At 70.6% G+C, this 23,675-nt stretch carries 13 protein-coding genes; all 13 read left to right on the plus strand.

Annotated elements, in window-relative coordinates; translation table 11 throughout:
• Window positions 1-780 precede the first annotated feature (780 nt).
• The 13 genes from ACQEVJ_RS18840 to ACQEVJ_RS18900 all read left to right on the plus strand — a co-directional run bounded on the left by ACQEVJ_RS18840 (window position 781) and on the right by ACQEVJ_RS18900 (window position 23,667).
• Window positions 781-2,400, plus strand: a complete 1,620-nt coding sequence (locus ACQEVJ_RS18840) for a relaxase/mobilization nuclease domain-containing protein (protein ID WP_433102679.1) — start codon at window positions 781-783, stop codon at window positions 2,398-2,400.
• A complete protein-coding gene (locus ACQEVJ_RS18845) occupies window positions 2,390-3,271 on the plus strand; it encodes a hypothetical protein (RefSeq protein WP_433102681.1) in 882 nt (293 codons plus the stop codon). Before ACQEVJ_RS18840 ends, ACQEVJ_RS18845 begins: the two co-directional genes overlap by 11 nt.
• Window positions 3,272-3,352: 81 nt before the next feature.
• Entirely contained in the window at window positions 3,353-3,664 is a 312-nt protein-coding gene (locus tag ACQEVJ_RS18850; RefSeq protein ID WP_433102683.1) for a hypothetical protein, read from the plus strand.
• A gap of 21 nt (window positions 3,665-3,685) precedes the next feature.
• Complete coding sequence (locus tag ACQEVJ_RS18855; RefSeq protein ID WP_433102685.1) at window positions 3,686-4,330, plus strand: SAF domain-containing protein; 645 nt, start codon at window positions 3,686-3,688, stop codon at window positions 4,328-4,330.
• Window positions 4,331-4,445: 115 nt separating this feature from the next.
• Window positions 4,446-6,593 (plus strand): ATPase, T2SS/T4P/T4SS family, encoded by a 2,148-nt coding sequence (locus ACQEVJ_RS18860; RefSeq protein WP_433102687.1) that lies wholly within the window; start codon window positions 4,446-4,448, stop codon window positions 6,591-6,593.
• The gene (locus ACQEVJ_RS18865; RefSeq protein ID WP_433102689.1) at window positions 6,590-7,444 is read left to right on the plus strand and encodes a type II secretion system F family protein; all 855 of its coding nucleotides are present in this window, start codon (window positions 6,590-6,592) and stop codon (window positions 7,442-7,444) included. Before ACQEVJ_RS18860 ends, ACQEVJ_RS18865 begins: the two co-directional genes overlap by 4 nt.
• Window positions 7,441-8,307 (plus strand): type II secretion system F family protein, encoded by an 867-nt coding sequence (locus ACQEVJ_RS18870; protein WP_433102691.1) that lies wholly within the window; start codon window positions 7,441-7,443, stop codon window positions 8,305-8,307. The genes ACQEVJ_RS18865 and ACQEVJ_RS18870 overlap by 4 nt, the downstream gene beginning before the upstream one ends.
• A 17-nt stretch (window positions 8,308-8,324) precedes the next feature.
• The gene (locus ACQEVJ_RS18875) at window positions 8,325-8,525 is read left to right on the plus strand and encodes a hypothetical protein (protein WP_433102693.1); all 201 of its coding nucleotides are present in this window, start codon (window positions 8,325-8,327) and stop codon (window positions 8,523-8,525) included.
• 54 nt (window positions 8,526-8,579) lie between these two features.
• Window positions 8,580-8,960, plus strand: coding sequence for a TadE/TadG family type IV pilus assembly protein (locus ACQEVJ_RS18880; protein ID WP_433102695.1), 381 nt, complete (start codon window positions 8,580-8,582; stop codon window positions 8,958-8,960).
• 56 nt (window positions 8,961-9,016) lie between these two features.
• The gene (locus tag ACQEVJ_RS18885; protein WP_433102697.1) at window positions 9,017-9,400 is read left to right on the plus strand and encodes a TadE/TadG family type IV pilus assembly protein; all 384 of its coding nucleotides are present in this window, start codon (window positions 9,017-9,019) and stop codon (window positions 9,398-9,400) included.
• A 2-nt stretch (window positions 9,401-9,402) separates the two neighbouring features.
• The gene (locus ACQEVJ_RS18890) at window positions 9,403-9,819 is read left to right on the plus strand and encodes a pilus assembly protein TadG-related protein (protein ID WP_433102699.1); all 417 of its coding nucleotides are present in this window, start codon (window positions 9,403-9,405) and stop codon (window positions 9,817-9,819) included.
• Window positions 9,816-12,773 carry a BTAD domain-containing putative transcriptional regulator gene (locus tag ACQEVJ_RS18895; RefSeq protein WP_433102701.1) on the plus strand — a complete coding sequence of 986 codons (2,958 nt, stop codon included), beginning with the start codon at window positions 9,816-9,818 and terminating at the stop codon, window positions 12,771-12,773. Before ACQEVJ_RS18890 ends, ACQEVJ_RS18895 begins: the two co-directional genes overlap by 4 nt.
• 448 nt (window positions 12,774-13,221) lie before the next feature.
• A complete protein-coding gene (locus ACQEVJ_RS18900) occupies window positions 13,222-23,667 on the plus strand; it encodes a DNRLRE domain-containing protein (protein ID WP_433102703.1) in 10,446 nt (3,481 codons plus the stop codon).
• Window positions 23,668-23,675 lie beyond the last annotated feature (8 nt).

The raw sequence follows: 23,675 nt of genomic DNA on the forward strand, positions 1-23,675 counted from the left end.
GAGCTGGAGGCTGTGGGACCTCGGACGCACCGGCTACTACGCGCCGGACATCGTCATCCACCACCCCGCCACCGACCCCGCGAGGCACGCGCCCTTCTACCGCCTCGTCGCCCGCAACCGCGTGTGGCTCGCCTACCGCAGGCTCCCCGCCCCGCTCATCCCCGTTTATCTGGCCGTCTGGACTGTGGTCAGCGTCGCCCGGATCCGCTCCCGTGCGAACCTCGCCGTCCCATGTCCTGGACCACCCTGGCACGGCTCACCCGCGGGCCGCCCCCCGATCGTCTGACCAGCGGGCCACCCCCGGGCTGTCGCAGACCATCCAATCCTCGGAACCTCCGACGAATCCGCGTCACGGTGCGGGCAACGCTATACGGCCAGGGTCGGTGGCGATGGATGGGGACGGGCAGGGGAGGCGCCGTCGGCGGCGGGGGCCGAAGCGGCGCCGCGTTGTGCAGTTCTCGCTCGACGACGGCGAGTACGCCGAGCTGGAGGATGCCGCCGCCCGGGACGGGTTGTCGCGCGGCGCGTACGCCGCCGACGCCGCCCTAGCCGCCGCGCGAGGCCAGCTCGGACCGCAGGTCGCGGCGCTGCGGGAGACGCTCCGCGAGCTGATGCGGGCGAGTGAGCAGGTCCGCAAAATCGGCGTGAACATCAACCAGACGGTGGCGGCACTGCATTCGACAGGGGAGGAGCCGCAGACCCTGCGCCTGTACGCCGCGGCCTGCATGCGGTTCGTCGCCCGCCTGGATGAGGCGGCGCACGCTGTACTGAAAAGCTCCCATGATCGGCAAGGTACGACGCGGCGGCCGCGTGGCTGGGCTGCTGCGCTACCTGTACGGCCCGGGCAAGGCCAACGAGCACGTCAACCCGCACCTGGTCGCCGGCTGGCGGGACCCGGACGAGCTCGAGCCGCCACTGCGCGCGGACGGCAAGCGCGACTTCACCCGGCTCACCACCCTGCTCCGGCAGCCGTGCGCAGCCATCGGCGAGGCCGAGCGCGTCTGGCATTGCATCGTCCGCGCCGCACCACAGGATCGCGACCTGACCGACGCCGAATGGGCGCACCTCGCACGCGAGGTCATGCACCGCACCGGGCTCGCGCCGTACGGCCAGGAAGCACAGGCGGTGCGCTGGGTCGCCGTCCACCACGGCGACAACCACATCCACATCGTCGCCACCCTCGCCCGGCAGGACGGCGGCAAGGCCCGCACCTCCAACGACTTCTACAGGCTGCGGGAGGCCTGCCGGGCCGTGGAGGCCGAGCTCGGCCTGCGCCGTACCGCACCGGGGGACCGCACCGCGGCCAAGCGGCCCACCCGGGCCGAGCGCGAACAGGCCGGGCGGCGCGGCTGGTCGCAGATCCCGCGCGAGGCCCTGCGGAGCCAGGTGGCCGCGGCGGCCGCCGCCGCGCTGTCGCCCGAGGACTTCCTCGCCAGGCTGGCACAGGCGGGGGTTCGCGTCAGGCTGCGGCGGCGTGACGACGGTGAGGTCGCCGGGTACGCGGTGGCGCTCGACCACCACCGCACCGCCGCCGGCGCCCATGTGTGGTGCGGGGGAGGGGCGCTGGCCGCCGACCTGACCTGGCCAAAACTGTGCGCCCGCTGGCGACGTACGCCCCTTGACGAACTCCGGGAAAAGGTCGCGGCCGCCGCTCGTGACGCGCGAGATGAGGGAGAGTTTTTCCGCTGCCTGGCCGAGCAGGGCGTGCTCGTACGGCTGCGTCACAGCCAAGCGAATCCCGGGCAGGTCACCGGGTACGCCGTCAGCCTGCCGGGCATGACCCGCACGGCCGGCCGCGCCGGCCGGGGGAGCGGGGAGCAGGTCTGGTACGCCGGAGGGCGCCTGGCCGACTGGCTCACCCTGCCCCGGCTCCGCCGCCGGTGGCGTACCGGCGGGGAAGACTGGACGCGGGCCGAGCGGGAGGCGTTGTACGGCGAGGCCGCCCGAGCGGCGTCGGCCGCGGCGGCCCGGATCAGGCAGGCCCCGGCCTCAGCCGCCGACGCCGCGCTCGGCAACCCGGTCCTTGCGAAGGCGGCCGAGGAGTACGAGCGTGCCGCCCGCACCGCCTACGGCCGGATCCCGGCACCGTCGCCGGAGGGCGTACGGCTGCGTTCCGCGGTCCGGCTGCTGGCACTGTCCGGCGTCATGGACCGGGACACGACGCTCGCCGGCATGGTTGTCATCGGCGCGCTGGCCTCCCTCGTCGCCGCAGTCGCCGACATGCGCCGAGCCCAGCAGCACGCGGCCCAGGCAGCCGCCGCCCATCAGGCGGCGAACCGGCTGCTCACCCAGGTCACGGTGTCGGCAATGCCTCCCACTCACCCTCAGCCCGTACGGCTGCGCCAGGATTCTCCGGGGCAGCCCGGCAGCACGGTCAGGGAGCCTCGGCATGGATGGTGAGCACTACGACGACCCGATGCGCGAAGCGCTGGGACGGGCGGCCGGACGCACCGCCCAGCTGACCTCGCTTGTCGCGGTCTCCATACAGGTCGGCGTCGATATCGCGCGGCGCCGGAGCGGAATCGCCCAGGCCCGTGACCTCGAGGTGCGGCGGGAGCTGGAACGGCAGGCGCATGCCGTACGGCAAGCCGCCCGGACTCGCTGGGCTCCCGCCCACGACGCGCGCTGGCTCGGCGAAGCCGACCTGCTCGACGTCGGCAGGATCTGGAGCACGGCCGTGCCGCACGCGGTCGACGACCCCACCGCCGAGGCGGCCGTACGCAAGTGCGAGGAGCGGCTGCGCACGCTGCACCCGCAGGCGATGGCGGACTACGACCGGCTGCGCGCGGACGGGATGAGCCGACTGGAGGCGATGCATCAAGCCGCCCCGTCGTTCTCCCGCGACGCCCGCGGCCCCGCCCCGCGTCGCGCGGCGGTGACCGTCGGCGTGGGCCACGAGGCGGTGTTTGACCGCTTCGTGCACGGACCCTTCCGTGAGGACTGGGAACGCGCGCGATGGGAACGCGCCGCTGAGCAACGCGCGCACGGACTCTTGGACGAGTTGGGCGCCTGCCCCGGCGCCGCTGCACCTACGGACGAGGAACTGCGGTCGGTCCTGGAGAGCCGTACGAACCTGCCACTGCAAGCCGTCGACGTTGCGCTAGCCACCCGGGCCAGTACGGCGGCGGCTCTGGCCGCCCTCGACCACCCACACACGATCGACCAGGTGGTGAAGTCCGCCTTCGACGACCCCGCACCCAGCTCAACTTCCCCGGTCCGTCCGCTGCGCCACGAAGCTTCTTTGCCCACAGCCAGTCCGCCTGCTCCATGAAGGCAAGACGGCGCACCTCACGTGCGTGGGGAGGACCCGGTAAAACCCTGACGAAGTCCTCACGGGACGGCTCACCCCCACGTGCGTGGGAAAGACAAGAAGGCGCACTCGCCGTCTTCGCCGGGCGCGGGCCTGCCCGACGTCGTGTGCGAGGGCCCCGGCACGCCGTACGACCCGCATCGCTCGCCGCAGGAGCAGGAGAGCAGCTGCACCCATCTGTATGAGCGGTCGTCGGCCGGCCAGCCGCGCAACGCCTACCGGGTGTCGGTGACGGTCGTGTGGGGCGCGACGTGGCGGGGGTCTGGGGGAGCGGGAGGCCCGCTGGCCCCGATCAGCCGGTCCACCTCCTATGCCCTGCCTGTGGCCGAGGCGCAGGCCCTGGTCACCGACTAACTTTTGAGGAGTTTCCTTCCGATGGTGCGCACGCGTACGCGCGAGACGGTCACGCCACTTCCCCTGCCGCGACGGCGCCGGTCGCCGATGTTCCTGCTCGTCGTGGTCTTCATCGGGGCGGGCGTGCTGGCCGGGCAGTACGTCTACACCGAGCTCGACCAGCGCAGCCCGGTGCTGATGGTCGCCCGGGACGTCCCCATCGGCCAGGTGATCACCGCTGATGATCTGGCCTCGGTGCAGATCTCGGCGGATCCCAGGATCGCCACCGTGTCGGCGGGGCGGCTGGCGTCGACGGTCGGCCGGGTCGCGGCCGCCGACCTGACGGCCGGCGCGCTCCTGGCGGAGGCCCAGACGACGGACGCGATGACGCCGGGGCCCGGCCATCAACTGGTGCCGCTCGCGCTCAAGCCGGGTCAGCTTCCAGCCCGGGGCCTGCGTGCCGGTGACCGCGTCCTGGTCGCCGCCGAGCTGACCGACCCCGGCCAGGAGACCAGGGCCGTGACGAAGGACTTGCCCGCCGTCGTCGATCGGGTGGGGGAGGCCGACCCCGACGGCGTGCGGGTCGTCGATCTGCTGGTTGGCCCCGGGGCGGGCGGCTTCATCGCGCGTGAGGCCATGGGCGGGCACATCGCGTTGATCCTCACCTCCCGGAGGGACACCCCGTGATCGGACGAGGTTCCGCCGTGTGGTGGTCGCGGTCCTGCCGGTACGGCTCGCGGGTATCGGCCGCCGGGGCTCCGTTGTCCGCCGTGGCGCTGTCGTCCCGGCGGGAGGTGGGCGGATGGCGCTGATCGCGGTCGTGTCTCCCGGCGGGGCGCCCGGGGTCACCACGGTGTGCCTGGCCGCCGCGTTCACCTGGCCCGACCCGGTGCTGCTCGCCGAGTGCGACCCCTCGGGTGGCGGCGTGTTGCCGGGCTACTTTGCCGGGCGGCAGCCGTACCGGACCGGGGTCGCCGAGGTGGCCATGACGGCGGCGCGTGACCTGCAGGCGGCGCGGGCGCAGCTGGCCGAGGAGGCCGTCGCGCTGGACGGGGACGCCCGGCGGAGGCTGCTGCTGCCCAGGGTGGCCGACCCGCGGCAGGCCCTGCAGATCAAGGGCTCCTGGCCGCAGATCGCCCAGGTCCTGACGACCGCCGGGCGGGACGTTATCGCCGATGTGGGCGCGCTCGGCGTGGAGAGCGTGCCGTACGCGATCCTCACCGCGGCCGACGCCGTGGTGCTTGTGCTGCGGCCGACGGTGCGGTTCGTGGCGATGGCCGGGCCGCGGATCGAGGCGCTCAGCCGCGGCGCCCTCGCCAGCACGCCCCGCTTCCTGCTCCTGATCGGTGAAGGACCGTATCCGCCGGCGGAGGTCAGCCGGACGCTCGGCGGGACGCCCGTCCCGGGGGACGGTCCCGATGCTGCCGAAGGCCGCGCACATCCTGTCGGACGGCGCCGCTGGCCGCACGCGATGGGCCGGCCGGCTGCAGATGTCCTCCCTCCTGCGGACGGTGGGCAGCCTCGGGGCCGAACTGCGCGAGCGCCTCGACGCCGCACCCGGGGAGGCGGCCGCCCCGATTGGGGTGGTGCCGCCTGCGTCCTTCGGCGCCGGCCCCGACCTTCACACCGGCCCCGCGGCCGGTGCCGGGCCGGCGGGAGGGCGGCGATGAGCGAGCACCCGCTGTGGCTGGTCGAGGACCTTCCCGCTGCCCCCGCCGCCCGGCCGGCCGGGCCGGGGAGCCTGCCGCCGATCCCCGGCATCCCCGCCCCCGTCGAGGCCGTCCAGCTCATCGACGCCGAGGCCGCCGCTTGGGCCCGCGAGCGGCTCACCGACGGCGTGGTCATCTCACCCGGGACGCACGCCCGGCTGGTGCGCGCGGTCGAGGACGAGCGCTATGGCCTGGGCGCGTTGCAACCGCTGATCGCCGATGCGGCGGTGCAGAACATCGACATCAACGGCTGCAGGGAGGTCTGGGTCACCTACGCCGACGGGCGCAAGGTGCGCGGGCCGGCGGTCGCCGGCAGCGACGAGGAGCTCATCCAGCGGATCCGGATGTGGGGCGTCCACGGCGGTCAGACCTCGCGGGAGTTCTCCACCGTCACCCCCATGCTGAACGCGGCGCTGAAGGAGCGGGTGCGGCTGTCGGCGGTCATGGCGATCACGCCGCGGCCGCATGTGTCGATCCGCTGCCACCGGCACGTCGACGTCGCCCTGGCCGACCTCGTGGAGCTCGGCACCCTGGAGGCCGGGTTGGCGTCGTTTCTCGCCTCGGCCGTGCGGGCGCGTAAGGACATCCTGGTCACCGGCGGGGTGAACGCCGGGAAGACGACGATGCTGCGGGCCCTGGCCGCCGCGATAGACCCCGATGAGCGGATCGCCACGCTGGAAAGCGAGTACGAGCTCTTTCTGGACCAGTTGCCGCACCGGCACCGCGACGTGGTCGCGTTCGAGTCGCGACAAGCCAACAGCGAGGGCCATGGCCAGATCACCCTCGATGCGGCGATCAAGCACTCGCTGCGGATGAACCCGGTGCGGATCATCGTCGGCGAGGTCCGCGCCGACGAGGCGTGGTCGATGTTGCAGGCCATGAACTCGGGCCAGGAAGGCTCGCTGTGCACCATCCACGCCAACTCCGCCGAGGAGGTCTTCCCCCGCCTGCTCATGCTGTGCCGCTCCGGCGGCCTCACCCTCGACTCCGAAGACATCCACGGCCTGGTCGGCATGGCCGTCGACTTCGTCGTCCACCTGCGGCGCGACGTGCGCACCAACCGCCGCTACGTCACCGAGGTGCTGGAGGTGCTGCCGCCCGCCGACACCCCGACGCCCGCCCGCAACCACATCTACCGCCCCGGCCCCGACGGGCGGGCCGCACCGGCGACCTCACCCCAGTGCCTGGACGACCTGGTCGCCGCCGGGTTCGACCCCGCCGTGCTGTGGAGGGCGTCATGACCGGGTCGCTGCTGGCGCCGCTGGCCGGCGGGCTGCTCGCGGCCGGGATCGTCTGCCTCGTGGTCGCCGTACGCGGGCGGGCCCCGGCGCCGCCACGGCCGGACGGCCGCCTGGCCACCCTTGTTCGCGCGGCCGGGGATCCGGCGGTGCGCCGGCAGGCCGGGGCGGCGGTCCTGCTCGGCCCCGCGGTGTTCCTGCTGACCGGCTGGCCCGTCGCCGGCCTCGCCGCCATCGGCGCATGCTTCGCCGTGCCGCGCCTGGCCGGAGGCCGCGGCGCCCGATCGCGTATCGCCCGCCTGGAAGGGCTGGAGCAGTGGACCCGCCGCCTTTCCGACCTGCTCAGCGCCGCCTCCGGGCTCGAGGACGCCTTGGCCCGCAGCGTCGAGCACCCACCCGAGGCGATCGCCGCCGAAGTGCGCGACCTCGGGCGCAAACTCGCCGCCCGCGCCGACACCGAGCAGGCGCTGCGCGCCTTCGCCGAAGCCCTCGACGACCCGGTGGCCGACCTGATCGCCGCCGCGCTCATCCGCGCCGCGTCCCGGCGCGGCGCCGGCGTACGGCACGTCCTCACCAATCTGGCAGCCATGGTCGCGGCCAACGTCGCCGCCCGGCGCGAGGTCGAAGCCGAACGCGCCCGCCACCGCGCCACCGTCCGCTGGATCATGGCCTTCCTCCTCGGCTACAGCGGCTTCGCCGCCCTCAACAGGGACTACGTGGCCCCGTTCGGCACCACCGCCGGGCAGGTCGCCCTCGCGGTCGTCGTCGCCTGCTACGCCGTCGGCCTGTGGTGGCTGCACCGCCTGGGCACCGCCCGCCCACCCGGCCGCTTCCTCACCGGGGGAGTGCGATGAACCTGTTCCTCCTGGCCGGGGCCCTGATCGGGTTCGGGCTGTTCCTCCTGGTGCGCGAGCTGCGGCCGGCGCCTCCCCGGCTGGAGGAGGCGGTCGCACGCCTGCGCGCCGACTACGTCCCACCCGACACCAGCGGTGACCTTGCCCAGCGGCTCGGCCGCCTCATGGCTACCCACCTGGGGTCGCTGCCGTGCCCGCACCGTGACCTGGCGCTGCTCGGCCGCCCAGTAGAACGTTTCCTGGCCACCAAGCTCGGCTTGGCCGTGCTCGGCCTGCTGCTGCCCGCCGCGATCTCCGCGCTGATGGCGGTCGGCGGCGGCGCTCCTGGGGTTGCGCTGCCCGCCGGAGCATCCCTGCTCGGCGGGGTGGTGCTGTTCTTCGTCCCCGACCTGACCGTGCGGTCCGAGGCCGCCCGCCGACGCGCCGACTTCCGGCACGCCATCACCGGCTACCTCGACCTGGTGGCCCTGGAACGCAGCGCCGGCGCCGGCCCCGTCGACGCCCTGGAAAAGGCCGCCTCGGTCAGCGACGGCTGGGCCTTCGCCCGCATCACCGCCGTGCTGGAGCAGGCCCGCCGCAACCAGCGCCCCGCCTGGGAAGGACTCGCCCGGCTCGGCGAGCAGGTCGGCGTCAGCGAACTCACAGACCTGGCCGACACCGCCCTCGCCGGGCAGGAAGGCGCCCGCGTCCTGGACACCCTCATCAGCAAGGCCGCCTCCATGCGCGGCCAAGCCCTGGCCGCCGCCAAAGCCGAGGCCAACGGCCGCACCACCGCCATGGTCATCCCCATCGCCCTGCTCGGCGCGGCCTTCCTGCTGCTGTTGACCTTCCCCCAGATCTACCGGCTGGCCATCGCCGGCTGACCCCCTCAAGGAGACCGATGCGCCTTCCCACCGTCATGTCCTCGCAGCTCACCCTCCTGCTCCTGCGCGCGCAGGGCACCCTGCAGCGCCTGCGCGAGGACCGCGGCGCCAGCACCCTGGAATGGGTCGTCATCACCACCCTGATCATCGGCATCGCCATCGCCGCCGCGGCCGTGATGAAGGACAAGGTCACCGAATGGCTCGCCAAAATCCCGTGACCGCTCCTCACGCCGCCGACCCGCGCCGTTCCCGCAGTGGCGCGCGGCGCCGGGGTGCCCCGCGATCGCGGGGCGGCCACCTTGGAGATGGTCATCCTGTTCCCGCTGCTGCTCCTGGTCGTGGCCGCGGCCGTCCAGGCAGTCTTCGTCTACCAGGCCCACGCCACCGCCCAAGCCGCGGCGCAGGAAGGCGTCCGGGCGGCCCGCGCCCACGGCGCCTCCCGCTCCGCCGGACCAGCGGCCGCGCTGCGCTTCGCCAGCCGCGTCGGCGGCGCCTTCCTCACTCACCCCGCCGCCCGGGCGGGCGGCGACGCCGGCACCGTCGAAGTCGTGGTCACCGGCCGGGTGCCGTCGTTCCTGCCTATCGCCAAGTGGACGGTTTCGGAGGTCTCTCGCGCCCCGGTCGAACGCTTCGTCCCCGCGAGCCGACCATGAAGCACCGTAGACCCGCGTGCAGTAGGCGGGGGAGGGGTGAGCGGGGAAGCGCGACGTTGGAGTTGGTGGTCCTCGCGCCCGCGCTGCTGGCGCTCATCGCCCTGGTCGTCCTCACCGGGCGCATCGCCACCGCCTACAGCACGGTCGAATCCGCTGCCCGCGACGCCGCCCGGCAGGCCTCCATCGCCCGCGACCTCGCCCAAGCCCGGCGCGCGGCCACGACCAGCGCCGCCGCCACGCTGCGCCGCGAGGGCCTGCGCTGCGGCCCGTCGGTCGCGATGGACACCTCCGGGTTCTCCCGCCAAGTCGGCACCTTTGCTCAGGTCACCGCCCGCGTGACCTGCACCGTCCGGCTCGGCGACCTGCTGCCCGGGCTGCCCGGCCAGAAAGTGGTCCGCGCGTCCTTCGCCTCGCCCATCGACCCCTACCGGGGAGCCTGACCATGAGACGCGACCGAGGATCGGTCACCCTGTTCACCGCCGTAGCGGTCTTCCCGCTGATGCTGGTGCTCGCCGGGTTCCTGTGGGACGGCACCGCCAAATTGCGTGCCGGGCGCGAGGCCTACAACATCGCGGAAGAGGCTGCCCGGGCCGGCGCCGGACAGGTTGACCGGCGCGCCGCCTACACCGACGGCCGCTACGTGGTCGACCAGGCCGCCGCCCTGGGCGCCGCGCGCTCCTACCTCGCCACCACCGGCCACACCGGGACCGCCGCACCGGCCGGCACCCACGCCATCCAAGTCCGGGTACGGGTGAGGGAACCCACCCTGTTCCTGGCCCTGATCGGCATCAACGACATCGCGGTGACCGGGACGGCCACCGCCCGCCTCGTCCCCGGCGTGGAGGGAGAACTTCGATGACCAGGTTCCGCCTGCTGGACGGGCTGCGGGCGCTGCTGGCCGCCGCCGTCTTGACCGCGCTCATCGCCGGCGTACCCCTCGTGTTGTATGCGCTGGCCGGATCCCCCGTACCCGCTCACCTCCCGGGGCTGGGCGAGATCGGCCACGCGCTTACCCACCGCGACGACGGCAGCCTCTTCCTCGCCGTCGTCAAGGTTGTGAGTTGGGCGGCGTGGGCGAGCTTCGTGGTCAGCACCCTGGTCGAGCTCGCCTCCCGCATCCGCGGCCGGACCACCCCGCACCTGCCCGGACTCGGCGCCACCCAATGGCTGTCGGCCCAGCTCATCTCATCCGTTGCGCTCGCGGCCGGTTCCCCGGCCGCGTTCGTCATGGCCGCAGTCCCGCCCGCCGCCGTGGTCGCCGCCGCCCCCGCCGCGCTGGCCGACACCACCACCACTTCACCGGACGCTGGGCACGACCCCCTACGCTTCGCCGGCGCTGACGTGTCATCGGGGTTTGGACAGCTCACCACGACCGAGACGCACGTTGCGTCCGGCCAGGCGCACGCTCGCGTGTTGCGGCTCACGCACGCGGCCTACCAGGTGCGGCGCGGGGACTGCCTGTGGACCATCGCCGAACGCCACCTCGGCGACGGCGACCGCTACACCGAAATCGCCCAGCTCAACATGGGCCGCGCCATGACCGACGGGGTGCGCTTCACCCAGCCCGATGTGATCCGTCCCGGCTGGGTGCTGCGCATGCCGGCCGCCGCGACCGACCTCGACCGGCCACAACCACCCATCGAGGATCGCCACCCCGGCCACTCGAGCGACGCCCCGGCATTCTCCCGCCCGCACGACGGCGCACCCTCCTCGCCCCCACAAGTGGAGCGCGAGTCCCCGAAGGTGGGGGAGCGGCCGGCAGCCCTACGAGACACGGCCCAGCCCGCGCACACGCCGCAGACCCGGGAGGCGCGTGCGTCGGCGCCGGAACCGACCGCGATCCTGCTGACCGACGGCGGCGAGGCGGAAGACAGCGGTCCCAGCGCACCCGTGGCGGCGTTCGCCGGGGGAGTGGCCGTCGGCTCCCTGCTCACCCTCGCCCGCCTCCGCCACGCCCAACGCCAAGTACGCCGCCGCGGCCGTCGCATCGCCCTGCCTGACGACCCCGACACCCTGCGTACCGAGCAGGAGCTGCGCCGCGTGGCCGCACCCGACGCCCTCACACGCGGCCGCCAGGCCCTGGCCCAGCTCGGCGACGTCATCACCGCTGCCGGCCGCGACCTGCCGCACGTGCTCGGCGCACGCGTCAGCGCCGACACCGTCGAACTGCTGCTGGCCCAGCCCGCCGGCACGCCACCGGCCCCGTTCACTCAGGGCCGGACCAAGGCGACCTGGCGCCTCGACCTCAGCAGCGCACCCCACGCGGGCAGCCCCCGCGACGTCCTTCCCGCACTGCTCACCACCGGATACCTCGACGACGGACACGCACTCCTGGTGAACCTCGAACGCCTGCAGACCGCCACCGCAACCGGCCCCGATGAGCTGGTCGACCGCTTCCTCACCACCGCGGCCGCCGAACTCATCACCGGCGACGGGCCATGGTTCGACGTGCTCGCCGTCGGCTTCCCCGAACTGCACACCGCCGGAGCACGTATACGATCCTGCACGGACCTGACCGAGGCGCTCGGCCTGCTCGCCGACCGAGCCCGCGACCTCCGCGGACGGCTGGCCACCAGCGACGGCCCGGCCGATGTGGCCGACCGGCGCCTGCACGACCCCGACGGCGACTGGACCCTCACCGTCCTGATCAGCAGGAACACTCCGTCGCCGGATCAGCTGGCCCGGCTGGTCGACACCGTCACCGCTCTGCCTGGCGGCCTGGCCGCTCTCGTACCCGGAGACACCACCGGCGCGCCCGCGCGGTTCGCCCTGTCGCAGGACGACCAGGGCCCGCGCCTGGACGTCACCCCGCCCGGCCTCACCGTGCGGCCGCATCTCATGCCGATCGAGTCCTACCAACGGCTCGGGGAGCTGTTCACCACCGCCGCCGACACCAGGCACGTGGCCGCAGACGCCCCGCCGTATGACGCGTATGGGAGCGAGAGCCTGCTGCCGCTGGCGAGCGACGCGAGCAGGTCATACGCCCCTGAAGCGGCCGATGACCAGCAGGAAGACGGGGAGCCGGGGGGAGAGCCCGCGCGGCCAGAAGCCGCCGAGCCCGGGACGCAGCGCGATGAGGCGCTGGACGCTGTGCAGGTGTCCATCCTCGGACCGCTGGAGATCACCGGCACCGTCGCCGACCTCCAGCCGAAGATGGCCGAGCTCGTGCTCGCCCTGACCCTGGCCGGGCCGACCGAGCTACGCAACATCCAGCTCGCCACCATGATGGGCCCCGACCCCGACACCCCCAAGCCCTCCGACCAGCTCCGCCAGCTCATCACCCGCACCCGCGGCAAACTCGGCAAAGCACCCGACAGCCAAGCGCGCATCCTGTGCGACTCCGCCTACAGCTACCGCACCCACGCCATCACCCTCGACTGGACCCGCTTCCAAGAACTCGCCGACCGCGGCGCCAAACGCAACTCCACCACCGACCTCTGGGAAGCCCTCGCCCTGGTCCGAGGACCAGTGCTCGACGGCTGCTACCACTGGTGGCTGGAAACCCCGCTCATTGAGAACATCCGCGCCGAAATCGTCGACGCCGCCGACCTACTCGCCGAACTCGAACTCGACGCCGGCCGACCCGACCGCTCCGCACGCGCCGCCCGCCAAGGACTCGCCTCCGACCCCTACGCCGAACAGCTGTGGCGGGCCCTGATGCGCGCCGAGTACGAAGCCGGAAACGTAAGCCGGGTCCACGAGGCATGGAAAGCCTGCCTGAAAGCGGTCGCCGAAGTCAGCGCCGACGGCGACCCCCACCCCGAAACCGCCGCCCTCTACCGACGGCTCACCACCGCTCGCCGCCCTGCCTGACATCTGTCATCCGCCTGGGAGGAGGTGGCTTCGGCGGTGATCGGAACAGCTACTCGACCGCGATTGAGCGATCCAGCCCTCCCCGCTCCGGCAGCCACAACCACATCTCAGCCTCGGCCGCAATCACCATTTCAGAGACTTTTACCTGCCGACGCCACGGATGCAGTGCTTGCGCTCGTCAGGTCAAGAGTGATTTGAGTGCTGTGATGTAAAGCGCAGGACCTTGTTCCGTTATCCCCTCCCCGCGTTGGAACGTGCCTGGTCGGGCCGTGGAGATCGGAATGAGAGTCGTCGCCTGGATGACGGCATGTGATCATCCGGATGCGAAGTAGATCTTGACCTGGGGTTGTCGGGCACGCATGATCCATTTTGGTCTTTTTATTTCGGCTTTATAGGGGCGAGCGGCCATGCCTGCCGCGCGCTTCGCTTTGCCTGCGGAGGGGTCGGCGTGCCGATTTCGCGTGCCCGGAAACTGCTGCCCAGCACAATCCATGGCCGTTTTTCACGGGCGTGGGTGGGGGCGGTGGTCGTCCTCGGTGTGTTCGTCGCCGGGGTCGGCGTGCCCGACGGTCTGGTCACACCGGCCAGCGCCGCTGTGGAGGCCCCGCAGCAGGAACGCAGCGTGGAGAGCCGACCGGTCGCGGTGCCGACTTCCCGTGTGAAGGATGAGGCAGCGTCGCACCTGGCGAACAAGCCGCCGGCGCCCGTGTGGCCGAAGAGCGGGTCGGCGCGCGTGAATGTGGTGGCGGGCAAGGCCGCGGCCGTACCGGGGTTGCCGGTGACGGTGGCCGCGCCGGACGCGGGAGCCGGCGCCACGCCGAGTCCGTCGCCGAGCGCATCGCCCTCGGGCAAGAGGTCGGCGTCAGCGTCGCGGGGCGAGAGTTCGCCCAAGGCCGAGCCGTCGCAGGAACCGGTGAAGCAGACCCCGGCCTCGGTGACGGTGAAGACGTTCGACAACACCGTGGCCAGTAAGGTCGGCGGTGTCGGCATGGTGCTGCAGCTGACCCGGGCGGACGGCGGCACCCGCCCGGCGGCGGCGAAGGTCACGGTGGACTACTCGTCGTTCCGCGGTGCGGGCGGGGGTGGGTTCGCCTCCCGGTTGACGCTGGTGCGGTTGCCGGCTTGTGTGCTGAACCAGCCGCTGACGGCCGAGTGCGCCAAGCAGCGGGCGGCGCAGCTGCGGATGCTGCCGGTGGTCAACGACGTCAAGGCCGGCCATCTGACGGCCGAGGTCGAAGTGGCACCCGCGGCAGGCGGCGGCGGTGCGCCAACCCCGGCGACTAGCGCCGGAGCTAGCACCGGAGCGGGCGAGACGACGTCATCCTCGCCGTCGGCGAAGGCCTCGGCCGGAGCCGCCGCTGCCGGCGACACCGCTGCCGCCGCTGCTGATGGGTTTGTGTATGCGGTGGCGGCTTCGGCTGCGGCGACGGCATCGGGGTCGCTGGTGGGCGATTTTACGGCGTCGCCGTTGAAGCCGTCGGGGAGCTGGCAGGCGGGCCAGGCGGGTGGGGCGTTCACCTACAGCTACCCGATCACCGCCCCGCCCGCCCCCTCCGGGGACGCGCCGAAGCTGGCGTTGCAGTACTCCTCGGCGTCGGTGGATTCGCTGACCTCGCAGACCAACAACCAGTCCGGCCTGGTCGGGATGGGCTGGGAGCTGGAGACCGGGTTCATCGAGCGGTCGTTCGTGTCGTGTGCCGGGTATGCGCAGTCGGGCCGGCTGGGCTACAACCCCACGCAGAAGGGCTGGCAGGACAAGTGCTGGCAGTCGCCGTACTCCTCCGACCCGGGCGGCTCGAAGCTGACGTTGTCGGTGGACGGCCGTTCCACCGACATCGTCAAGGACTCCTCCGGTAAGTGGCGCACGGTCGAGGACTACGGCTGGAAGATCGAGCCGATGGCGACGCAGTCGTGGTGGCGGATCACCACCCAGGACGGCACGGTCTACCGGTTCGGCTTCAACGAAGATTCCTCGCTGACGATGTCGTTCATCGGCGACGACGCGGGCGAGCCGTGTCATGAGTACTACCCCGCCCCCGGCAGCGGCGAGTCGACGGTGGAACAGATCTGTGAGGACACCTGGCGCTGGATGCTGGACCGGGAGGTCGACCCGAACGGCAACGTGATCGACTACTCCTACAACAAGGAAGACGACGCCTACTGCACGACGGCGCTGGACAACCTCAGCGCGTGCGGCCCGGAGTATGACAAGGCCGCCCACGTGCGCGAGGTGCGCTACGGCCACAACACCACCATCAGCACCTCCACCCCGACGGCGCGGATCCTGTTCACCACCGCCGGCCGGGCCTCCGGCGGCACCACCGACGTGCCGACCTGCAAATTGACCCCGTCGCAGTGCCTGTTCCAGCCGCCGACCTTCTACACCACCCAGAAGCTGACCGCGATCACCACCCAGACCCTGATCCCCGGCACCACCGACAACTGGGAGGACGTCACCCGGTGGGATCTGTCGTATCAGTGGCTGAGCGGTGACGGTGACCCGCTGGGTGAGCACCCGATCTTGTGGCTGAATTCGATCCGGCAGGTCGGCCTGGCCGGCGGCAAGGGAACCTCCATCGCGCTGCCGCCGACCACCTTCGCTGCGACGTTCCTGGACAACTCCGTCAGCGACCGGATGGATGAGGCGCAGTTCCCCCGTATCGGCGCGGTGAACAACGGCTTGGGCGGCCGCAGCGAGGTGGACTACGGGCAGATCCATCCCTGTTCGTACCCGTGGCCGTCGTATCCATCGACCGACATCTGGGACGACCCCGGCTACGACTGCTACTTCGTCACCACCAGCTCCGAAATCGCCAACGGCACGCGGTACTACTACGGCGAGGTCTACGCCAAGTGGCTGGTGCTGTCGGTCACCGACATCGACCTGGTCGGCGGGTCACCCGAACAGGTGACCAGCTACTCCTACGGTGGCGCCCCGGCCTGGGCGATCCCGGACAATCCCCTGGCCGTGCGTGACCCGTTCGCGCGCAAGGACTACACCGAATGGCGCGGGTACGGCCAGGTGACCACCACCGTCGGAAACCCCTTCGACTCCTCCGGGGTCAGCACGACCTCGGCCAAGTTCTTCCGCGGCAAGTCGGGCCAGAACCTGACCGACTTCGACGGGAACAGCGTCCCCGACCGCATCGAGCTGAACGGGCGCACCCTGCAGGAACAGACCCGCGACAGCAACGGGGAGAACTCCTCAACCCGGTATGAGTACCAGGTGACCGTCACCGGCACCGCCCCGGGCACGCGCAAACCCTCCCGGGTGGACCAGACGCGCCAGGTGGCACGGGAGAAGACCACCGCAGGATGGCGATACACCGAGACCAAGACCACCTACAACAGCGACGGGCTGCCGGACACGGTCAACGATTACGGTGAACGTGGCAACGCCGCCGACAACACCTGCACCGCGATCACCTACGCCCGCAACACCACGACGGCGTGGATGCTCAACTATCACGCGTCGGAGGAGAAACACGCGGGTGACGATTGCGCCACCGGGGACCTGCTCAGTCGTACCGTCTACCTTTACGACGGCGCGGACGGCCCGGCGGCCAACACTCCCAAGCGCGGGAACGTGACCGAAACCCGCGCCTACCGCACCAACACCGACTACGCCACGTCTAAGTCGACCTTCGACAACTACGGCCGGCCCCTGAAGACGACCGACCCGCTCGGTAAGACGACCACCACCACTTACGCCCCTGCCGTCGGCTGGCCGAGGGACGGGGTGACGGTCAGCAACCCGCTCGAGCACACGGTGACCACCTGGTCCTCCCAGTACAACGGTCAACCGGTCGGCATGCGCGATGCCAACAACAACGACGTCAACATCGACTACGACGTCCTGGGCCGCACGCTGCAGCTGTGGACCCCCAACGCCCCCAAGCCTCCCCCCAGCGACACCGACCACAGCGACAATCCCCCCGCGGCGAAGGTCTCCTACACCGTCACCGCTGGCCAGCCATCGCGGACCATGGTGTCTCGCCTGCAGTCCGGTGCCGGCAGTAGCACCGCCACTTACACCTCCACCTACACCTACAGCGACGGCTTCGGCCGGAACCGTGAGGTGCAGGCCGCCTCCCCGGCGGGCGGCCGGATCGTCCAGGTCACCACCTACGACGGGCGCGGCCTGACCGCGGCGACAACCGCTCCGGTGCACAACGCGGGTGCGCCGGGTTCGGGCCTGGTGAACCCCGCGTGGAGCTCGGTTCCGCAGTGGTCCAAGCAGGTGTATGACGGGCTGGGCCGGGTGACCGCCCAGGTGGACATGACCGGCACCAGCGAGTTCCGCCGTACGACCACCAACTACCTGGGTGCGGACAAGTACGAGGTGATCCCGCCGGTGGGCGGCAAGACGGTGTACTACACCGACGCCGCCGACCAGGTCACCAAGGTCGAGGAATGGCTCACCGGTAGCGGCACCGCCCAGCAGAGTTCGGCGATTGCCGGTCCGACTCCGCCGGCCTCATCGAAGGCCTCCTCCGCTGCCGCTGCCGCCGAGGCCGAGCAGGCAGGGGCTGCCGAGTCCCCGGCGACAGGTGCCCCCGCTGCGGATGCGCCCACAGGGGAGCTGCAGGATGCGCGCGCTCGCGCGGCGGCCGAGGCGAAGAAGTCGGGCAAGCCCGTCGAGGTGGCTGAAGCGACCGACGAATCGAGCGTCACCTACGCCCAGTCGGACGGGAAGACGTTCACCACGCAGCTCAGCGCGGGCCCGGTCCGGACTCGGCGCGGGGACGCCTGGGTGCCGATCGACACGACGCTGGTCGAACAGAACGGGACGTTGACGCCGAAGGCGATCGCCGACGGTGCCACCATGGAGGTCTCCACCGGCGGTGCTGGCGCGTTCGTGACGATGACCGCCCAGGGCCAGAAGTACGCGTTGCGCTGGCCCACCACGTTGCCGAAGCCGACGGTGAGCGGCAACGTGGCCACCTTCCCTGACGCGGCCGGCAAGGGCGCCGACCTCGTGGTGACGGTGCTGGCGACCGGCTTCCGGCACGACGTGGTGCTGCGCGAGCGGCCCGCCAAATCGCTGGAAATCCGTATCGGCGTGCAGAGCAAGGACCTGACCCTGTCAGAGGGTACGGATGGGCGTCTGCTGCTCAAGGACCGTAAGGACACCAAGCTGGTGGCCTCGGCCCCGCAACCGGTGATGTGGGATTCCCTGTCCGGCACCGACGGCGGGCAGGGCGCGACCGGCAAGCCGGGGAAGATTGCCACGGATGTGGTCGCCGACGACGGCGAGCAGACTCTGGTGCTCCGCCCGGACCCCGCGTTCCTGGCCGATCCCGCCACCCGGTATCCGGTGACGATCGACCCCACCATCACGTTGCCTCTCACCACGGACACCACCGTGACCTCGGGCGACCCAGCCACGACCAACCACTCCGGGGACACCACCATCAGCGCCGGGAACTACGGCGGGACGTTGTCGCGTGCCTTCATCAAGTTCGACACCTCCGCCCTGACCGGTGCGACCGTCTCCAGCGCGACCTTGCAGGCCTACAAGAGCTCGGTCAAAACGTCCGCGTGCCCCCGTGCAGGGGCCTGGGTTTCGCGGGTCACCGCCGCCTGGGATCCGGCGACGATCACCTACGCCAACCAGCCGGGCATCTCGACAACGGACGAGGCCTCCCTCGTTGACACCAGCGGTTGCGCGGCCAAGCAGTACCTGAGCTGGACGGTCACCAATATGGCCAAGGCATGGGCATCCGGCGCCCCCAACTACGGGATTCGGATACGAGGAACCAACGAGACCAACTCAGCGGACTACCAGGTCTTCTTCGACAGCAGCGAGGCCGGCACCGGCCGCGCCCCCTCTCTCAGCGTTACCTACACCATCAACTCCGCCCCCACCGCTGGGAACCTGTCGATCACCCCGGTCACCGGGACCGCGGTGTCGTCGCTGACGCCGACCCTGCACGCCACTGTGTCCGACCCGGCCGGGGGGAATCTGCGGGCCGACTACGAGGTCGAACACGACCCCGCCTACACCGCCGAAGGCACCGGCCAGATCTGGGCCGGCAGCTCCACCGCCGTCACCTCCGGCAACGACGCCACCGCCACCGTCCCGGCCGGGAAGCTGACCGACGGCTGGCACATCCGCTGGCGGGCCCGCGCCACCAACACCGGCACCTCCGTCTCCTCGGCCTGGTCGGCCTGGCAGACCACCACGATCACGGTGCCGGACCCGGTGGTCGACCAGCTGCAGGTCACCCCCTCACAAGACCTGTCTGGGGAGGAGGTCACCTCCACGCTCACTCCCGCGCTGGCAGCCCGGGTCACCACCTCCGACTCCGCGGCGTCGCGTGTGGAGTTCGAACTCGAGCACGACCCGGCCGACACCCAGCATGGCACCGGCCAGATCTGGACCACCGGGGCCGACAACATCGCCTCCGGCGCCCAGGCCACGGTCACGGTCCCGTCCGGCAAACTGGCCGACGGCTGGAAGGTCCGCTGGCGCGCCCGCGCTGTCGCCGCCGGATCCAACACCTCCGCATGGAGCCAGTGGCAGTCGCTGACGGTGAAGGTCCCGGCCGCCACCGTCTCCCAGCTGCAGATCACCCCCGCCCAGACCTCCGGGCAGACCACCACGGTCACCTCGCTCACTCCGCAACTGCTGGCCACCGTCACCGACGCCTACGGGCAGCCGCTTCGGGCGGAGTTCGAAGTCGAGCACGACCCCGCCGACACCCAACATGGCACCGGCCAGATCTGGACCACCGCGGTCGACAACCTCGCCTCCGGCACCCAAGCGTCGGTCACCGTCCCCGGCGGGAAACTGAACAACGCGTGGGGAATCCGCTGGCGGGTCCGCGCGCTCAACACCGCCACCCAGGTGACCTCCGCCTGGTCGGACTGGCAGTCGGCCACCGTCGATATCGGCAATGTCCCGTCTGAGCCGGCGGTGACGGCGCTACAGGTCGCTCCCTCCCAGGTCATCGACGGCACCACAGTGACCTCGTCGCTGACCCCGCAACTGCTCGCCCAGGTCACCAACCCCGCCGGCGGCACAATGCGGGCCGAGTTCGAGCTTGAACACGACCCCGCCGACACCGAGCACGGCACCGGCCAGATCTGGACCGCCGCTGTCGACGACGTCCCCGGCGGCACCCAGGCAACCGTCACCGTCCCCGCCGACACGCTGAGTGAGGGGTTGCTGGTGCGCTGGCGCGCCCGCGCCGTCGCCGGCGAGACCGCCTCGGCCTGGTCGGACTGGCAGACCGTCCGCGTCGACCAGCCCGACCCCGTGCTGGGCACCCTGCAAGTCACCCCATCCGAGATCGTGGACGGCAAGACGATCAGTTCATCGCTGACCCCGCAACTGCTCGCCCACGTCACCGACCCAGCAGGCGGCAAGGTGCGGGCCGAGTTCGAGCTGGAGCACGACCCCGCCGCCCCCGAAGGCCAGGGCAACGGGCAGATCTGGACCACCGCGGTCGACGACGTAACCTCCGGCACGCAGGCGACCGTGACCGTCCCCGACGGCAAGCTCAGCGACGGGTGGCTGGTGCGCTGGCGCGCCCGCGCCGCCACCAGCGGCGGAACCTCCGCCTGGTCGGACTGGCAGCAGCTGACCGTGACCGACGGCTCGCTCATACCGACCATCGACAACCCCCGCACCCGCCCCGCCAACAACGGCACGACGACCACGTTGACTCCCGCCCTGCTGTCCACCGTCAGCTCGGCCCAAGGCGGGCAACTCGGCGCCGAGTTCCAAGTCGAACACGACCCCGCCGACACCCAGCACGGCACCGGCCAGATCTGGACGACCACGGCCAACGGCGTGACCTCCGGCAACGACGCCACCGTCACCATCCCCGCCGGCACTCTCAGCAACGGCTGGAAGGTCCGCTGGCGCGCCCGCGCCGTCAAGGACAGCATCGCCTCGGACTGGACGGCCTGGCAGTCGGTCACCGTCAGCGTCCCCAATCACTACGACACCACCTTCGAGTACGACCGCGACGGGCAGATGGTCAAGCAGACCGACGCCAACGGCAACGTCCGCACCTTCACCTACGACCTGCTCGGCCGCCGCATCGCCTCCCACGACCCCGACGCGGGCGACTCGCAGCAGGAATACGACGACGCCGGCCGCCCGCTGTGGTCGACCAACGGCAAGGGCCAGAAGGTCTCCTACTCCTACGACGACATCGGCAGGAAGACTGCCCTCTGGTTCGGGGAGCGCAACAGCGGCACCAAGCTGGCCGAATGGGTCTACGACGCCGCCGACAAGGGCAAGGGGCAGCTGACGTCCGCGACCCGGTACGCCGGCGGCAACGCCTACGTCGACACGATCACCGGCTACGACGCGATGAGCCGGCCCACCGGCTCCACGCTGACCATCCCCTCCTCCGAAGGGCTGCTGGCCGGCACCTACGCCTTCGCCACCACCTACACCACCAGCGGTCAGGTGGCCACCTACACCATGCCCGCCGCCGGCGGCCTCCCCGCCGAAACCCTCACCTCCACCTACACCGACCTGGACCTCCCCTCCCGGATGACCAGTGGTTTGGGCGGTGGGTTCACCTACGTCGACTCCACCACATACTCCAACATCGGGCAGTTGGCCGATCGCGCTTACGGGGCAGGCGGGAAGATCAAGCGGCATCTGGAGTGGGACCCGAAGACCGGGTGGGTCACGAGCGTCACCACGACAACCAAGGCCGACACCAGCGGTCCTGTGACGACGCAGGACGACCGGTACGAATACGACATCTCCGGTGAGATCACCAAGATCCTCGACGCCGCCGCAGCCAGCGGCGGCAGCACCGGCCAGTACGAATGCTTCACCTACGACGGCCTGCACCGCCTGTCTCAGGCATGGACCACGACCGCGTCCGCCTGCGGCGGCACGGCCTCCGCTGACAACCAGGGCATCGACCCCTACGCCCAGTCCTACGCCTACGACGGCGTGGGCAACCTCACCAGCCTGACCTCCAACGGCCAGGCCGCCATCTACGACTATCACCAGCCCGGGGCCGATGCGGTGAGGCCGAACGCGGTCACCTCCATCACCAGGCCCGGCGGCACCGACACCTACGCCTATGACAACGCGGGCCAGCTCACCTCCCGCATCGTCGGCGGCAAGGCCGGCACCTTCACCTGGAACGACCTCGGCCAGCTGGACAAGGCCACCATCGACGGCCAGGACACCACCATGGTGTACGACGCCGACGGTGAGCGTCTCATCCGCCGCGACCCCGGCGGCAAGGCCACCTTGTACCTCGGCTCCATGGAAATCGAGGTCAACGGCGACACCATCACCGGGAAGCGGTACTACACCACCCCCGACGGCGCCACTGTCGCCATGCGCGCCGGCGGCGACGGCGCCACCTGGCTCATGTCCGGCCTGCACGGCTCCACCCAGCTCGCCGTCGACGACACCACCGGAAAGGTCTCCCGCGAACGCTACCTGCCCTTCGGCCAGCGCCGCGGCGCCGACGACCTGCCCTTCACCGACCACGGATTCCTCGGCAAGATCGAAGACGACTCCACCGGCCTGGACTACCTGTCCGCCCGCTACTACGACCCTGCCACTGCCAAATTCATAACCACCGACCCCCTCCTCGACCTCCGCAAACCGCAATGGGCCAACCCCTACGGGTACGCAGGGAATAACCCAATCGGCCTTTCCGACCCCAGCGGCTTGGCGCCGCAGGAGAGTGACTGCGATCGAAGGGAACTCCCGGAAACTGGATGCAAAGCCAATGAAGAATGCCTGAAGCTTGGCAAGGTCAAGTGCGCTGAGTTGCAGAGGAATAAAGCAGCGAAAGCGCAAGACGATGCTTGGGATGCCATAGTCGGCATCATCAAGGAACTGGGTAAGATTGCCGCCGATGAACTCGGTATTACCGATGGACTCAACTGTGTTCTAAAGGGCGATATCTCCGCATGCTCCAACACCGCCCTCAATCTCTTGTCGAGCCTGGTCGGCGGCATAGCAGGCAAGGTGATCACACGTTACGGTCTTCCCTGGAAGTGGAAGAAAGCCGCCGAGTTGGCTACAAAGGTTGGGAACCTTGCAAAACGCGGACTCGAAGCAATCAAAGGCTGGCTGAACGCAAAATCCGCATTGAAGAAGGCCGAAGACGCCTACCAGTTTGCGGTCAAAACCTGTAACAGCTTCGTCGCAGGCACCCTCGTCCTGATGGCCGACGGCAGCTACAAGCAAATTGAGCAGGTAGAGGCTGGCGACCAAGTTCTTGCCGCCGATCCAGTCAACGGCAGAACCGAGGCGAAGGCAGTCGTCGCGCTGATCAACGGGAAGGGCGACAAAGATCTCGTTGAGATCACCGTTGACATCGACGGCACTGGTGGGGACGAGACTGGCGTCGTCATCGCCACGGACAAGCACCCCATCTGGTCGGACGACCAAGGACATTGGTTCAACGCCGAAGATTTGGAAGTCGGCATGCGCCTGCGCAGCTTTGCCGGCGACCGATTGGATGTGCTGGACGTCCGCAGCTATCACCGCACTGACCAGCGTGTATACAACCTCACTGTCGAGGGAACTCACACCTATTACGTGGCTGTCGGTGCTAACACCGCACTTGTTCATAATGCAGCGACTTCGACTCCTTGTATTGCTTTCGGGCCAGGGCCGAGGCATGCAGTAGAGACGGCCAACTACGTCAAATCTCATAACGGTGCGCGTGTCCCCGGCTACCGGGGTGGACGGACCTTTAGCAACGATGGACGAGGAGGCGGTCAGGTGCTTCCGCGAACTGATGGAAATGGTAACGCCATCACCTACCGGGAGTACGACGTCCACCCGTATGTTCGTGGCCGAAACAGGGGGGCGGAACGGATTGTAATTGGATCGGACGGGAAAGTATACTATACTAGTGATCACTATGACACGTTCACCCAAATCCAATAACTTGCTGC

It is taken from the genome of Microbispora sp. CA-102843, from assembly GCF_050936215.1.
In the GTDB taxonomy this organism is placed as follows: Bacteria; Actinomycetota; Actinomycetes; order Streptosporangiales; family Streptosporangiaceae; genus Microbispora.

Coding starts and splice junctions, on each gene's coding strand:
- ACQEVJ_RS18840 (WP_433102679.1), top strand. CDS start 781: ATGATCGGCAAGGTACGACGCGGCGGCCGCGTGGCTGGGCTGCTGCGC.
- ACQEVJ_RS18845 (WP_433102681.1), top strand. CDS start 2,390: ATGGATGGTGAGCACTACGACGACCCGATGCGCGAAGCGCTGGGACGG.
- ACQEVJ_RS18855 (WP_433102685.1), top strand. CDS start 3,686: ATGGTGCGCACGCGTACGCGCGAGACGGTCACGCCACTTCCCCTGCCG.
- ACQEVJ_RS18860 (WP_433102687.1), top strand. CDS start 4,446: ATGGCGCTGATCGCGGTCGTGTCTCCCGGCGGGGCGCCCGGGGTCACC.
- ACQEVJ_RS18865 (WP_433102689.1), top strand. CDS start 6,590: ATGACCGGGTCGCTGCTGGCGCCGCTGGCCGGCGGGCTGCTCGCGGCC.
- ACQEVJ_RS18870 (WP_433102691.1), top strand. CDS start 7,441: ATGAACCTGTTCCTCCTGGCCGGGGCCCTGATCGGGTTCGGGCTGTTC.
- ACQEVJ_RS18875 (WP_433102693.1), top strand. CDS start 8,325: ATGCGCCTTCCCACCGTCATGTCCTCGCAGCTCACCCTCCTGCTCCTG.
- ACQEVJ_RS18890 (WP_433102699.1), top strand. CDS start 9,403: ATGAGACGCGACCGAGGATCGGTCACCCTGTTCACCGCCGTAGCGGTC.
- ACQEVJ_RS18895 (WP_433102701.1), top strand. CDS start 9,816: ATGACCAGGTTCCGCCTGCTGGACGGGCTGCGGGCGCTGCTGGCCGCC.